General features: G+C 66.2%; 13 protein-coding genes and 1 tRNA gene. 8 read left to right on the top strand and 6 right to left on the bottom strand.

Annotation, left to right across the window (positions count from 1 at the left end; translation table 11 throughout):
* The first annotated feature begins 74 nt into the window (after window positions 1-74).
* The 3 genes from IEY49_RS11835 (at window position 75) to IEY49_RS11825 (ending at window position 3,732) form a co-directional block, all read left to right on the top strand.
* The gene (locus IEY49_RS11835; protein WP_189008733.1) at window positions 75-2,717 is read left to right on the top strand and encodes a DEAD/DEAH box helicase; all 2,643 of its coding nucleotides are present in this window, start codon (window positions 75-77) and stop codon (window positions 2,715-2,717) included.
* An 81-nt stretch (window positions 2,718-2,798) separates the two neighbouring features.
* Window positions 2,799-2,872, top strand: a tRNA-Gln gene (locus IEY49_RS11830).
* 269 nt (window positions 2,873-3,141) lie between these two features.
* On the top strand, window positions 3,142-3,732 hold the full coding sequence (locus IEY49_RS11825; protein ID WP_189008730.1) for a DUF4384 domain-containing protein: 591 nt from the start codon (window positions 3,142-3,144) through the stop codon (window positions 3,730-3,732).
* A 50-nt stretch (window positions 3,733-3,782) separates the two neighbouring features.
* Here IEY49_RS11825 and paaI read toward each other — a convergent pair whose 3' ends face one another.
* The 5 genes from paaI to IEY49_RS11800 form a co-directional block, all read right to left on the bottom strand.
* Window positions 3,783-4,151, bottom strand: a complete 369-nt coding sequence (paaI, locus tag IEY49_RS11820; protein WP_189008727.1) for a hydroxyphenylacetyl-CoA thioesterase PaaI — start codon at window positions 4,149-4,151, stop codon at window positions 3,783-3,785.
* A gap of 195 nt (window positions 4,152-4,346) precedes the next feature.
* Entirely contained in the window at window positions 4,347-4,781 is a 435-nt protein-coding gene (locus IEY49_RS11815; RefSeq protein ID WP_189008724.1) for a cupin domain-containing protein, read from the bottom strand.
* A 211-nt stretch (window positions 4,782-4,992) separates the two neighbouring features.
* Window positions 4,993-5,544 carry a cupin domain-containing protein gene (locus IEY49_RS11810; RefSeq protein ID WP_229780761.1) on the bottom strand — a complete coding sequence of 184 codons (552 nt, stop codon included), beginning with the start codon at window positions 5,542-5,544 and terminating at the stop codon, window positions 4,993-4,995.
* A gap of 46 nt (window positions 5,545-5,590) precedes the next feature.
* Window positions 5,591-6,040 (bottom strand): cupin domain-containing protein, encoded by a 450-nt coding sequence (locus tag IEY49_RS11805; RefSeq protein WP_189008721.1) that lies wholly within the window; start codon window positions 6,038-6,040, stop codon window positions 5,591-5,593.
* Between the two features lie 63 nt (window positions 6,041-6,103).
* Window positions 6,104-6,925 (bottom strand): SDR family NAD(P)-dependent oxidoreductase, encoded by an 822-nt coding sequence (locus IEY49_RS11800; RefSeq protein ID WP_189008717.1) that lies wholly within the window; start codon window positions 6,923-6,925, stop codon window positions 6,104-6,106.
* An 89-nt stretch (window positions 6,926-7,014) separates the two neighbouring features.
* Between IEY49_RS11800 and IEY49_RS11795 the strand changes: the two genes are divergently transcribed.
* Both IEY49_RS11795 and IEY49_RS11790 read left to right on the top strand, forming a co-directional pair.
* On the top strand, window positions 7,015-8,064 hold the full coding sequence (locus IEY49_RS11795) for a M42 family metallopeptidase (RefSeq protein WP_189008714.1): 1,050 nt from the start codon (window positions 7,015-7,017) through the stop codon (window positions 8,062-8,064).
* A gap of 156 nt (window positions 8,065-8,220) precedes the next feature.
* A complete protein-coding gene (locus IEY49_RS11790; RefSeq protein ID WP_189008711.1) occupies window positions 8,221-10,467 on the top strand; it encodes an esterase-like activity of phytase family protein in 2,247 nt (748 codons plus the stop codon).
* Window positions 10,468-10,520: 53 nt separating this feature from the next.
* On the opposite strand, the gene IEY49_RS11785 is transcribed toward IEY49_RS11790, so the two are convergent.
* Entirely contained in the window at window positions 10,521-11,210 is a 690-nt protein-coding gene (locus IEY49_RS11785) for a flavin reductase family protein (protein WP_189008708.1), read from the bottom strand.
* Window positions 11,211-11,231: 21 nt separating this feature from the next.
* Between IEY49_RS11785 and xseB the strand changes: the two genes are divergently transcribed.
* The 3 genes from xseB to IEY49_RS11770 all read left to right on the top strand — a co-directional run bounded on the left by xseB (window position 11,232) and on the right by IEY49_RS11770 (window position 13,378).
* On the top strand, window positions 11,232-11,492 hold the full coding sequence (xseB, locus tag IEY49_RS11780; protein WP_189008705.1) for an exodeoxyribonuclease VII small subunit: 261 nt from the start codon (window positions 11,232-11,234) through the stop codon (window positions 11,490-11,492).
* 61 nt (window positions 11,493-11,553) lie between these two features.
* Window positions 11,554-12,192, top strand: coding sequence for a lysophospholipid acyltransferase family protein (locus tag IEY49_RS11775; protein ID WP_189008702.1), 639 nt, complete (start codon window positions 11,554-11,556; stop codon window positions 12,190-12,192).
* 316 nt (window positions 12,193-12,508) lie between these two features.
* Window positions 12,509-13,378 carry an ABC transporter substrate-binding protein gene (locus IEY49_RS11770; protein WP_189008700.1) on the top strand — a complete coding sequence of 290 codons (870 nt, stop codon included), beginning with the start codon at window positions 12,509-12,511 and terminating at the stop codon, window positions 13,376-13,378.

Genomic DNA, 13,378 nt, shown 5'->3' with positions numbered 1-13,378 from the left:
GGCAGCGGATGTGCTGCTCGGGTCTTGGAGCGCAGCACGCTTTTGCATGGCGAGGTCGCGTCTACACTGTGACCGTGCTTCCCGCCCGCTCTCCTTTCGCGCATCTGGAGGGCTTTCTACGTGACACCCTGGGTAGCGGCGCCACGCGCCTGTACGAGGAAGAGGCCCAGGCCGCGCAGACGCTGCCGGTCGGGTCTCTGGACTGGTCGCCGGGGGTGCAGCGTGGCTTCGGGTTTCCCAGCGTGTACTCGCATCAGGCGCAGACCTATGGGCTGATGAAGGAGGGGCGGAACGTCATCGTGACCACCCCGACAGCCAGCGGCAAGACCGGCGCTTTCTTTCCAGCGGTGTTCGACCGACTGGAACGTGCCCCCGAGGCCACGGCGCTGTTCGTCTACCCGCTTGTCGCCCTGGGTCAGGACCAGCGCGACAAGCTGAACACCTTCCGCGACCGCGGAGGCTTCGACTGGGAAATCGGCGCTTTTCAGGGGGCGGCCCAGGCCGGTGAGGTCTTCCGGGACGGCGTGCGGATGGTCACCGCCACGCCGGATAAGCTGCACTGGGCCCTGACCCAGCCGCGCATGCGCGCTTTCCTGTCGCGGCTGTCGTATCTGGTGCTGGACGAGGCGCACACCTACCGGGGCGGTTTTGGCTCGGAGGTGGCGGGCATGCTGCGGCGCCTGCTGCGGCTGGCCAGGGCGCTGGGCGCCAATCCCCAGGTGGTCCTGAGCACCGCGACCATCGGCAACCCGGCCGAGTTCGCGCGGGAACTGACCGGTGTGGACGCAGTGGAAGTCAGCCAGTCCGGCGCCGCGCGCCACGGGAAGCGCTACGTGCTTGCAGACCACCGTGGTCAGCCGCGCCGCTTCTGGAATGCCGTGATGGACGCCAGCAGCCGCTACAACGTCAAGGTGCTGGCCTTCTTCCGGGGCCGCTCCCGCGCCGCGCGGCTGTACGGCACCTACCGCGCGCAGCCGCAGTACGCCAGCCGCGCGCACCTGTACATGGCCGGCACCAGCGACCGCGAGGGCCGCCTGAGCGAATTTCGCCGCGCCGGAAGCGGTGTCATGTTTGCCACCAATGCCCTGGAGGCCGGCGTGGACATCGGGGACCTGGAAGTGGTGATCATCGATGGCTACCCGGGCAGCCGCATGGCCTTCCGGCAGATGGCGGGCCGCGCCGGGCGGGTGGCGCCGGGACTGGTGCTGTACCTGCCTGCCCTGAACGAGCAGGGGGTCCCGCAGCCGGCCGACGCCTTTTACAGCAACGCGGGCAATTTCCTGGAACTGCTGACCGGACCGATTGAAAAGGCGGTGGTGGAGGCCGAGAATCCCTACCTCTCGCCGCGTCACCAGTCCCGCGAGGCCGAGGAATTCCGTATGGCTGGCCTGCCAGTCCCCTACCCGGACACGCCCGGAACCCAGCAGCGTTACTGGAACCTGCGTGGTGAGGGCAGTGCCAAATTCGCGGTCGTGGAGCACGCCGAGTGGGAACGCCTGGGTGCGCGCAGCCTGGACGCGCCGCTGGAATCCCCCAGTCAGCATTACGCGCTGACCGAGAAACATGAAGGAGCGGTCTTCACCCTGGATGGCCAGGGATACAAGGTGACGCGCTGGGAGGCGCACCCGGCCGGCACCGCGATTATCGTGGAGAGATACGACGCGGCCAGCCTGTTTACCCGGGGTCTGTACAGCATCGAAGTCACGCCGCTGCGCATGGGGGCGTGGGAGAAACGCGGGCCACTGGCGTTCCGGCACGGCGAGGTGGTGATCCGCCGCCGCTACACCGGCTACCAGATGCGCCGGCAGGTCTTCGAGCGCGTCTGCGTGGGCTGCGACCGCGAGCCTGGCCCCACCGAGCGGACCTGCGTGAAATGCAGCGGGCGCATTCAGGACCGCATGCAGGACCACAAGCTCTCCGAGCACCTCTACGATCAGCCGGTCGAACTGCCCCCATTCCGCACCGGGGCCCTGGAGGTCGGGCTGGACGCCCGCGCCACCGAGCGTCCGGGGGCAGTGGCGCACACCATCAAGCACCTGCTGCAGAAGGTCACGCCCGAACGCATCGCGTGTGACGACAACGATCTGGCCGGGGCGTTCCGTGAAGGGCGTGACGACTATTTCTTCCTGTACGACGACTGGCTGGGTGGTCTGGGAGTATCCCGGCGCGCCTATGAGCAGTTCGATGCCCTGCTGCGGCGCGCACTGGACCTGACCGTCAAGACCTGCTGCAAGAATGCCGAAGGCTGCTACGAGTGCATCGCGGTCAGCCGGTGCTTCGCCCCGCATCTGGCCAGTGGCGAGCGCCGACCGACCGACAAGCACACCACGCGGCTGTTTCTGGAAACTCTGCTGGGCGTGCAGCCGGTGCCTGCCGAAATCGCCGGGGTGTCGGTCCTGCCGGACCAGGCTCCTGATCTGCCTCCTTCCTGGCCGCTCCAGGCACGTGAACTGCTGGACCTCCATGGCCTGTCGCTGCCGGAAGTCAGTGCCCGGCTGGGCATTCCCAGCCGCGAGCTGCAACGTGCGGTAACCGGCACCCAGCCGCTGCGCCTGCTGCATGCCCGCTTCGGCGAGGGCGTTTTTATGCAGGGCTTCCACCAGGGCGAACGGCGGGAAGTGCTGGTGTATTTCCCCGGCATCGGGCAAAAACGGCTGCTGCTTCAGCACGCCGGCCTCAAGGTGGTCGAGCCCCGTGAGGCGCAGCCCGCTGGTTGATGGGGTCAGTTGACCGGCCCGGTCCTGCCCCCATATACTTCTGAAGCTCGCGCCGCAGGACCCGCGCCAGCGCCATTTTACGGGGATATAGTGTAATGGCAGCACAACAGATTTTGGATCTGTTCGTCTAGGTTCGAATCCTGGTATCCCTGCCAGACGGTGGCCTTCCTTTCCGGGAAGGCCGCTTCTGCTTTCTGGTGCCATGTGCAAGGCAGGGCGTCTGAACGACCATTCAAAGAAGCAGCGGCAGAGCATGACGATGGCCTCTGGTCCCGCCGAGAATGGCGTAAGCCGCCAGCCTCTCATGAGTCCAAAAGCGAACTTCCTCACCTTCCGTCAGCCAGCCTTCACCGCACGTCAGGTGCCGGAGCCTACCGTATAGCTAGTGCACACGCCTGTTTTCGGCGCGTCGCTGGAGGAAGTCATGAAGAAGCCCGTTTTGCTGCTCGCCCTCACCGCTTCTGTGCTCGGCACCCTTGTCACTTCCGCTCTGGCTGCTCCCAAGCTCAGCGCCCAGAGCATCATTGTCAACCCGGTGCAGACCACCCTGCAGGCGCGCGTGTGGGTCAATCGTGATCCCAGCGGCGCACGTACGCCGGTCTACTATGTGGGAGACCGGATCACGCTGTACACCACCGTCGACGAGAACGCCTACGTGTACCTGTTCAACATCAACCCTGACGGCACCGCCGACCAGATTCTGCCCAATCGGATCAGCGGCAGTAACTACGTGCGTGCCGGTCAGACCCGCGCCTTCCCGGCGTCAGGGGACCAGTTCACCTTCGATGTGGCGGGGCCTGAAGGTCTGAACCGCGTGCTGGTCATTGCCAGCCGCCGGCCACTGAATCTAAGCGAACTCAGCACCTACCAGCAGGGCCAGAGCTTCGCCACGGTCAAGCCCACCACGGCGCCCGGCTTTGCCCAGGCGCTGAGCATCGTGGTCAATCCGATCACCCAGCCTGTGCCTCAGCAGGACTGGACCAGCGATACCGCGTCTTACACTGTCCGGTACTGAACGGCGCCGAGAGGGGAGGGCAGGCCATAAGCCTGCCCTCCCCTCAATTTTCACGTTCCCGGCTTTTCCCGCCTGGAGACCGTGCCCAGGAACAGGGCAACCACCTCACCCTTCTCGCCCCGGCGCACCTCCACCCGGTAGGTCGCCAGGGTGCGGCCTATCCGTTCCGGCGTAGCGACCGCCACCAGCTCATCGCCCAGCCTCGCGGCGCGAAAAAAGCTCAGGTGGGTCTCGACGGCCACCGCCTGGGCGCTGGCATTGCTGATCACGGCAAAGGCCTCATCCGCGAGGCTGAAAATCAGCCCGCCGTGCGCGGTGCCGTGCATGTTGAGCCCCTGCGCTTCCACCGTCAGTCTGACGCGGGTGAGGTTGGGGCCAGCCTCGAGCACCGTCATGCCCAGATGACTCGCGTAATCCATGCCGGCAGGGTAACGGGTTTGCTGCACAGGACCACGGTTGACGCCAGGAGCCGGGCCGGGTGTACGGCTCTGAAGACACAAGGCAGCTCCGTTCTGCCCGATGTGTCGTCCCAGTTCCTCACCAGGACTGAACCGGCGGCCTGGGGCTCCCTTCCAGTGGGCCCTGTGACCACTTTCACGCAGGTGCTGCGGCTGTCAGAGGTCATCGTCCGGGACTGTCGGGACTCCTATCCCGTACCCGGGGGCAACCCCCAGGAGCCGATTTATGGCGTCCTCGTCAAATGGCGGAGGGGAAGACACGTCTGTTCCTGGGGTCCCGACCTCTTTAAAGAACCGCTCCAGACCCGCAGGCACAATCCATGTCAGGAAGCGGGCCGGTTCAGTCCCGACATCGATGTGGGAATGAATCACGTCCCTGGGTAGATGGACAAACGATCCGACCTCCACGGTAAACCGCTGCTCGCCCACCCGGATGTCCAGCCTGCCTTCCAGCACCCGGAACGCCTCGTCTTCGCGGTGGTGAATGTGCGGAGGTGACCCACCGCCGGGTGGAACCACGGAATCTGTCAGGGCATAGAGGCCACCGGTCTGTTCGGCCGTGGCCTTGAAAGTCATCAGTTCGTCGGCCACCCAGAGTTTCCGGCCTTCGTCGGGGGCTCTGTGGGTAGCGCGCTGGTTGTCCTGTTCATTGGTCAGGCTCCTGTGCTGCGCGCGTTCGTGGGTGTCGTCCGGGTTCTGCTGCGGCTTTCAGGACATATTCCAGTCGGGGCAGGATTGGTGACCTTCGCCGGGAGAGGCAGCCGATCCTCCGCTGCACAGCGGCCTTTCGGACCGGGCCCTGTTACGCCTCCTGATCCATGGGGAAGACCAGGTCGTATTCCCTGCACATCCGGGCGACACTGTCGTAATCGACCTCAAGTCCGTACCGGACGTCCATGGCCGGCGCGCCGTCACCAACGAAACTGTCTGGGTCAGCGCCCATATCGGCAAACGCCTGCTCGAATCCGCCGGGCGAGATGATCTCCAGAACCCGGCAGGGCTCGTCCCCGGCATTCCAGAAGGTGTGCCACTGGTGCCGGGGCTTGAACACCAGGTCGCCGCGCTGCGCGTACACCACCTGATCGCCCAGAAGTGCGCCCATGCGGCCCTCAAGCACGTAGCTGTACTCATCCTCGTTGGAGTGGCGGTGCAGCGGGGCCGCCAGGGTACGCGGGGGAATCGGATGCTCGACCAGCGAAAAGCCGCCGCCGGACTCGTGGCCCCACACCATGAACCGGACGCCAAGCGCACCGAGATCGACAAAATGGCCGTCTGCCGGGCCGACGATCCGGGGTGCTGGTGAGGCATGCTCGCTGTGAGCCGGCTGGGTTTCCCTGTCAGGTTCATGCGCCATCGGGTGCCCTCCTTTGAATGTGGCCGTCGTTGCCTGGCGGCCCGGGTTATGTCGCGGGGTGGGTGTCGAAACGCTTCTGAATCTCTGCCACCACGCTTCGGTCAAGGGGCGTGCCTGGAGGAAATGCCCGCGCGAGTTCGGTGTAGTACTCCTCAAGTCCCCCGGGAGAATCCACAGCGAGCAGGCGGGCCGGCTGTGAGCCGGGGTTGCTGAACGTATGGGGCGTTCGGGCAGGCACGAAGACAAAACTTCCTGCTGGAAGCTGCTGAACCACTGCGCCGACCTGGACCTGAATGGATCCTTCCAGCACCTGCCAGGCGTGCTCAAACACGGAGTGGACATGAGGGGGCGGCCCCGAAAAGTCCGGTGGAAGGTGGTACTCCGTGACCGAATACCTTCCACCTGTCGCCTCGCTGCGAAGTTTGATGAGGATCAGCGTTCCAGCCGCCATAAAGCTTTCACCGCCTTCAGGCGGGTGCAGGATGACGTCGCTCATGCTTCATCTTGCCTGATGGTGGGGGGCCAGGGGAAGAAGAGCATGGCTGGGGTTGGGTCCCGCTTACAGCCCCACCATCTGGGCACTCTGGTCCCACAGCATCTGGGCCAGCACAGGGTTATCGGCGATGGGGTGCACCGCGCCGACCTTGCGGCGGTCGTAATACTGGCCCGACTGCCAGTCCACCCCCGGTGTGCCATTGGCCAGCCACAGCATCGTGTCGGTGCCCTGCTCCGGCGTGATCAGCAGGAGGCGGCGCAGCGGCGTGCGGTAGATCAGGCGCATCAGGCTGGACGATTCACTGGCGAAATTGGTGGCCACGGCGCCGGGGTGAAAGGCCGCCGTGCTGAGCCCCTGGGCGTGATAGCGCCGGTGCAATTCACGGGTAAACAGGATGTTGGCCAGTTTGGCGTTGCCGTAGGCCCGGTTGGGGTTGTAGCCCCGGGTAAGTTCCAGGTCCGTCAGGTCCAGCCTGGAAAACAGCCGGTTCGCGGCGCTGGAGGTGTTGAGCACCACGCGGCGGTCGGCGCTCCGCCGGTCCAGCAGCAGGTTCGTCAGCAGAAATGGGGCCAGATGATTGACCTGCAGCGTCTTTTCAAGGCCGTCGGGGGTGGTTTCGCGTGGTCCCATCACGCCTCCGGCATTGTTCATCAGGATGTCGATGCGCCCGTAGGTCTCCAAAGACGCAGCGAGGGCGCGAACATCGTCCAGCCGCGTGAAATCCGCCAGATGGTAGGGCGCCCTCAGCTCGGCAGCCAGTACCCGGGTCTTTTGAGGCGACCGTCCAACCAGCACGACGTGTTCCCCGCTGCGGACCAGCTGGCGCGCTGCCTGCGCACCGATGCCGTCGCTGGCGCCGGTAATGACGATGGTTCGGCCTGACATACGGGCCATCCTTGCATGGCCGGAGGTGGCGGTGGCCGCGTCCTGAAAGTGCGGCCGCGCTGGCGGGCACAACCCGTATCATCGCTGTTATGTCGCCTGAGTTGCCGCCGCTGGACTTGCCCTATGTCACCGAGTTCCTGCTGCGGTTGCTCAGTACCCCCAGCCCCACAGGCTTCACCGAAGGTGCCGTTCGGCTGATCGAAGACGAGCTGCGCCAGCTGGGGGTGACCGCCACCCGGACCAAGAAGGGGGCGCTGACCTGGGAGTTGCCTGGGACACAGCCTGACGCGCGGCATGTCAGTTTCAGCGGCCACGTGGACACGCTGGGGGCGATGGTCCGCGGCATCAAGGCCAATGGCCGCCTGGGCCTGTGGATGCTGGGCGGTTTCGACTGGACCACCATCGAGGGTGAGTACGTGCAGGTGCACACCCAGAGCGGGCGGGTGGTGACCGGCACGGTGGTCAACACCAAGCAGAGCACCCACGTGCACGGCCCGGCCCTGCGTGAGCTCAAGCGCGAGCAGGCCGTAATGGAAGTGCGTCTCGACGAGCAGGTCTTCAGTGCCCACGACACCCTGGCGCTGGGTGTGGGCATCGGGGACTACGTGAGCTTCGACCCGCGTGCGGTGCTGACTCCGGCCGGCTACTTGAAAAGCCGCCACCTGGACAACAAGGCGGCCGTGGCGCTGTTCCTGGGGGTGACCCGCGCACTGCTGGCCCAGCCGGCTCTGTGCACTGTGGCCTTCCACGTGACCACCTATGAGGAGGTCGGTCATGGTGCGGCCACCGGCATTCCGGCCCACACCGACGAGCTGATCGCGGTGGACATGGCTGTCATCGGCGACGGCCAGACCGGCAGCGAACACCACGTGACCCTGTGTGTGGCGGACGGCGGCGGCCCCTATGACCACGGCCTGAGCAACCGCCTGCGCAAGGTCGCCCGCGACGCCAGTATTGACTTGCGCACCGATATCTACACCTTCTACGCCAGCGACGGCACCGCCGCGTGGCGGGCCGGGGGAGACTACCCGGTGGCGCTGATCGGCCCCGGGGTGGACGCCAGCCACGCCTATGAGCGTATGCACACGGACTCGCTGAAAGCCACCGCTGCTCTGATGCTGGCGTACCTGAACAGCTGAACGAGTGGGCGCAGGACGCAGCAGGCCAGGGGTTTTCCCGGGGCTGCCTCTCTCAGGCTTCCGGGAAATCTGCTAAGGCGCCAGTGCGGCTACTCCTGACCTGCCGCTGACCTGGGCCGCACATGCGCCTGACGTCCCCCGCCCAGAGTCGGGAGGATGAAACTCACATGTGTGCGTCTAACGGCCCTGCTGGCCCTGGCCCTGAGCTCCGCGCAGGCGGCGACCCTGGTGGGATATGCCGAACTGAAAGCCGACACCTTCGCGGCCGGACCGGCCAGTGGCGCCTGGAACGCCGGGCTGCGCGGGGAAGCCCGCTTTCCGTCGCAGCCGGTGCAGGGCTTTTCTGGTGTGCAGCGGGACCCCTCGGGTCAGGGCTTCCTGTTCCTGAGTGACAACGGCTTCGGCGCCCGGAACAATTCGGCCGACTATCTGTTGCGGCTGCACCGTGTGGCCCTGACACCAGCCACCACTGCCAGGCGGGCCGGACAGGTCAGCGTGGGCAGCTTTATCGAACTGCGCGATCCCGACCGCAAGGTGCCGTGGCAGATCGTGAACGAGGCCAGCCCCGAGCGGCGGCTGACCGGCGCCGACTTCGACGTGGAGGGCTTTGCCATTGCGCCGGACGGGACCCTGTGGGTGGGCGACGAGTTCGGGCCCTACCTGCTGCACTTCTCGGCGGATGGCCGGCTGCTTGAAGCGCCCATCGGCACCCCCAATCTTGCCGGCCTGCCCACCCTGCGCGGGCAAAGTCCCGTGGTGGTCGCCCACCGGGGCAGCTCCGGCACCCGCCCCGAGCACACCCTGGAAGCCTACCGGATCGCCATTGAGGCCGGCGCAGACTTTATCGAGCCGGACCTGGTGGTCACCAGAGACGGCGTGCTGGTCGCCCGCCACGAACCGGTGATCGCGGTGCTGTCGGCAGACGGCAGGGTGACGGAGGCCACCGCCGACGTCGCCACGCGGCCTGAATTCAAGGACCGGGCGCGCGTCAAGAAGCTCGACGGCAAGGACGTGTACGGCTACTGGGCCGAGGATTTCACCCTGGCTGAACTCAAGACGCTGCGCGCCGTGGAGCGCCTGCCGCAGCTGCGGGGCCGGGCCTATGACGGCCGCTTCGAGATTCCCACGCTGGCGGAGATCATCGCGCTGGTCCGCGACGTCGAGGCGCGCACCGGCCGCAAGGTGGGCCTCTATCCCGAGACCAAGCACCCCACCTTCGTCACCCAGGCTGCCGGAATGAACATCAGCCAGCTGCTGATCGATACCCTCAAAAAGGAGAACTTCACCGACCCGGCGCGGGTATTTATCCAGTCGTTCGAGGTGGGCAACCTGAAGGAGCTCAGGACCCGGATCATGCCGGCTGCCGGGGTAAACCTGCCGCTGGTGCAGCTGATCAGTAGCCCCGACGAGGCTCCCTACGACTGGACAGCCGCAGGCGACAAACGCACCTACGGCGCCCTGACCTCCGACGTGGCCCTGAAGGAGATCGCAGGGTACGCGGCAGGAGTCGGCCCGTATAAGCGCTGGATCATCGATGACCAGGGGCGCACCACCGACTTCGTGTCGCGGGCGCACGATGCCGGGCTGCTGGTGCACCCCTGGACCTTCCGCAACGAGCCGACCTACCTGCTGCCGGACTATCAGAATGACCCGGAGGCCGAGATGCGTCAGGCGCTGCGTGCTGGCGTAGACGGCTTTTTTACCGACTTTCCCGCCACTGGTGCCCGGGTGGTGGGTCAGTACACGGTCCCCGAGGTCCGCAGCCCCCAGCATCATGCCTATGCGCAGGGTGTGAGCAGCGGCGCCGCGAACCTGCCCGGCAGCGGCGGCTTCGAGGGCCTGAACCTCAGCCCCGATGGACAGGGCCTGTACGCTCTGCTGGAAAAGACCGTCGCGGGGGACCTGCCCGGTCAGCTGCGGCTGATGCGCTTTGACCTGGGCCGCCGCCAGTGGACCCTGGCCGGCCGCTATGCGCTGGAACCGGCCGGGGAGGCCATCGGCGACCTCGCACCCGTCAACGACCACGAATATCTGGTGCTGGAGCGGGACAATGCCAGCGGCGAGGCGGCGAAACACAAGCGGGTCTATCTGTTCAACCTGCGCGAGAAGAACCCGGACGGCACCTTCAAAAAGACCCTGATCGCGGACCTGATGAACCTCCGCGACCCCCAGAAGCTGGCCCCAAGCACCACCGGCGGCGTGTTCTCCTTTCCCTACGTGACCATCGAGAACCTGCTGGTGCTGGACGCCCGGACCATCCTGGTGGCCAACGACAACAATTTCCCGGCCACGGGTGGGAGGGGACGCGAGGTCAGGGACGTCAGCGAGTTCCTGTGGATCGGGCTCGACGCGCCGCTGAAGTTCGCAGCAGGTGCAGGGCACCGCTCTGCTGTGCGGAAGTGAAGGGCTGGCCCCCATGCCCGCATAAGGGGCAGCGACGGGCCGCCCTGTCTGCTTCAGTCTTCCGGCATCCCTTCCTGCGCGGCCTGCCACGCCGCGTAGGAGACCCGGTCGATCTGGAACGTGTCGCGGGTGTGGGCGTAGGTGCCGCGTCCGCCCATGCGGCCCACCAAGTCCAGCGCCGCCGTATCCACATAAAAGCGCGCGGCGTCCTGCACAGCGTCCGACCGCAGCGTCAGCCCCAGCACCTCTCCCAGGATGATGCGGGTGCGGCCGATCAGCACCGTCTGGACCTCACGGCATTCCAGGGCGGCAGGTGCGCCCCGAACCCTGGGAACCCGCACCTGCACGCCGCTTTCGAGCTGTATGCCCAGCGCCCGGGTCTCGTCCATGCCGGGCGGAAAATCCGTGGCCGTGGCGTTCATCAGCCCGGCCTGGGCGGCGCTGACGAGGTTAACCGTGAATTCACCGCCGGCGCCGATGTTGCGCGCGGTGTCCTTGGGTCCTCCCTCGGGGCGGTCTCCGGGCGCAAAGGCCACCACCGGCGGGTCTGATCCCATCAGACCGAAAAAGGAATAGGGCGCCAGATTCACGTGTCCGTCGGCTCCCAGCGTGCCTACCCAGGCAATCGGGCGCGGCACCACCGTGGAGATCAGCAGCTTGTAGCGGTCGGCGGCCTTCAGGGCTGTCAGGTCGAAGTGCCGGGTGGGCGGCGTTTCCTCAGGGGTGAGCGGCAGGGCAGACACGGCCCAGCCTAACGCTCTAGCATGACTGCCATGAAAGGGCCCTACCGCGAGGCGTACGCGACCCTGTCCCGGATCGCGGCAGAACTGGAGACCGGCGAGGCGGACCTGGACCGCGTGCTGCCGCTGCTGGAGGAAGCCCGGGAGGCCTACGCGGTATGCCGTGACCGCATCGAGGCCGTCCGGGCGGTGCTGGCTGGCGAGTGGGCCGAGGTCCGGGACCATTCGGGCTCAGCGGAAGACCCGGAAGCGGACGAGGATGAAGCTGACGATGACCTGTACTGAAAAAGTACGAAGCAGAGTGGTCTGCCGCATGTCTTCCTGATCGGGCGCGTATTCTGACCGCATGAGTGACGCCGACCGTCCCGGCAGCCCTGTTCCCGCCGTGCCAGGGACCCCACCGCGCACCGAAGGGCCACCTCCTATCAATCCTGCCGTTTACCGGCTGGTCGTGGGGGTTATGAATCTGCCGGTGCTGCTCAGCGGCATGCATCTGGAAGTGCACGGCACCGAGCATGTGCCGCCCCCCGGTACACCCCTGGTCATCGCCTCCAACCACCGTTCGGCGCTGGACCCCTTTCTGGTCGCGCGTGCGCTGCCGCCAGGACGGTTCGTGCAGTTCATGGCCAAGCAGGAACTGTTTCTGCCGGTTATCGGGGCCATTATCCGCGCCGGGGGCAGCTTCCCAGTGGACCGCAGCAGCAACGACGTGCAGGCCATCCGCACCGCGCTGCGCATCCTGGCGGCCAACGGCACAGTGGGCATTTTTCCGGAAGGCACACGCGGCGGCAGTGGCGGCGAACTGCACGGCGGCGTCGCCCTGATTGCCGCCAAGGGCCGCGCCCCGATCCTGCCCGCTGGAATCAGCCGGAGCGGCAAACGCTGGGTGATCCGCTTCGGGTCGCCCATTTCGCCCAAGGGCGGCATCAAGGCCGTCACGCGGGAACTGGGCACCGTGCTCGCGGAGTTGGCCCGTCCGGTCTGAGAATTGCAGGCAAGGGGTATACTCGGGGGTGACGGATGCCCGGGGAAGCGGGTGAAGACCCAGCGGGTCCATTCCTGCACTGTCGCGCAACGGTAAACGCTGGCCACTTCGGGCTGGCGCAGAGTCCGAACACCGGCGTCGTTCGTGTCTTTCGGGTGTGGCCTGTGTGGGTCTCCCGGCGGGCACGTGGCTTAACCTCCCGCGGAAGGAGGGACCGCCCCCGCCGCTTCATGCGCGGCCCGGACGCGTCCATAAGTTCCGCCCCCGATCCGGGGCGGTTTTTTCTGCGGGCGGCCTTCCCTTCTGGAGGACCCCCATGAATAAAGTGCTGATCCTGACCCTGAGTGGCCTCGCCCTGTCGTCCCAGGCGGCCGCCACCCGGTACCCCCTGACCCTGACTGACGACCTGAACCGCAAGGTCACCATCGGGGCCGAGCCCATGCGCATCGTGAGCGTGCTGCCCAGCACCACCGAAACGCTGTGCGCGCTTGGGGTGTGCAACCGCCTGGTAGGCGTGGACACCTTCAGCGACTACCCGCAGCAGGTCACCCGACTGCCCAAGGTGGGCGGCCTGTACGACCCGAACATTGAGGCCATCGTGGCGCTCAAGCCGGACCTGGTGGTGGTCAGCAAGTACGGCAAGCTGGAAGGTCCGCTGACCCAGGCCGGAATCACAGTGGTTGCTGTGAACCCCGAAACCTACGAGGAAGTGTTCAGCAAGACCCTGACCCTGGGCCGGATCGTCAACCGAGAGGCGGCAGCCAAGGCGCTGGTCACGCAGATGAGGCGTGATATCGCCCGGGTAGAGATCCTGACGAAGAATGCCGTGCGCAAGCCCACCACCTACCTGGAAATTGACCCCACCCCCTACAGTGTGGGTCCCAACTCGTTTATGGGCGTGCTGCTGACCAAGGCTGGCGCGCGCAACATCATTCCGGCCAGCATGGGCGACTTTCCCAAGGTGGACCCGGAATTTATCGTGAAGCAAAACCCGCAGCTGATCCTGGGGACTGGCCTGAAGGACCTGGGCAAGCGTCCGGGCTGGAACAGCATCGCTGCAGTCAGGACCGGGCGGGTCGTGGAGATTCCGGCTGCCCTGAACACCATGCTGGGCCGTCCCGGACCCCGACTGGCCGAGGCCCTGCGTGGACTGGCCCGCATCATTCACCCGCAACTCGTCAAGTAA

The organism is Deinococcus malanensis, from assembly GCF_014647655.1.
Lineage (GTDB): Bacteria > Deinococcota > Deinococci > Deinococcales > Deinococcaceae > Deinococcus > Deinococcus malanensis.
This window is presented reverse-complemented; position numbering and strand designations above follow the sequence as displayed.

Coding starts and splice junctions, on each gene's coding strand:
- IEY49_RS11825 (WP_189008730.1), top strand. CDS start 3,142: ATGAAGAAGCCCGTTTTGCTGCTCGCCCTCACCGCTTCTGTGCTCGGC.
- paaI (WP_189008727.1), bottom strand. CDS start 4,151: ATGGATTACGCGAGTCATCTGGGCATGACGGTGCTCGAGGCTGGCCCC.
- IEY49_RS11810 (WP_229780761.1), bottom strand. CDS start 5,544: ATGGCGCATGAACCTGACAGGGAAACCCAGCCGGCTCACAGCGAGCAT.
- IEY49_RS11805 (WP_189008721.1), bottom strand. CDS start 6,040: ATGAGCGACGTCATCCTGCACCCGCCTGAAGGCGGTGAAAGCTTTATG.
- IEY49_RS11800 (WP_189008717.1), bottom strand. CDS start 6,925: ATGTCAGGCCGAACCATCGTCATTACCGGCGCCAGCGACGGCATCGGT.
- IEY49_RS11795 (WP_189008714.1), top strand. CDS start 7,015: ATGTCGCCTGAGTTGCCGCCGCTGGACTTGCCCTATGTCACCGAGTTC.
- IEY49_RS11790 (WP_189008711.1), top strand. CDS start 8,221: ATGAAACTCACATGTGTGCGTCTAACGGCCCTGCTGGCCCTGGCCCTG.
- xseB (WP_189008705.1), top strand. CDS start 11,232: ATGACTGCCATGAAAGGGCCCTACCGCGAGGCGTACGCGACCCTGTCC.
- IEY49_RS11775 (WP_189008702.1), top strand. CDS start 11,554: ATGAGTGACGCCGACCGTCCCGGCAGCCCTGTTCCCGCCGTGCCAGGG.
- IEY49_RS11770 (WP_189008700.1), top strand. CDS start 12,509: ATGAATAAAGTGCTGATCCTGACCCTGAGTGGCCTCGCCCTGTCGTCC.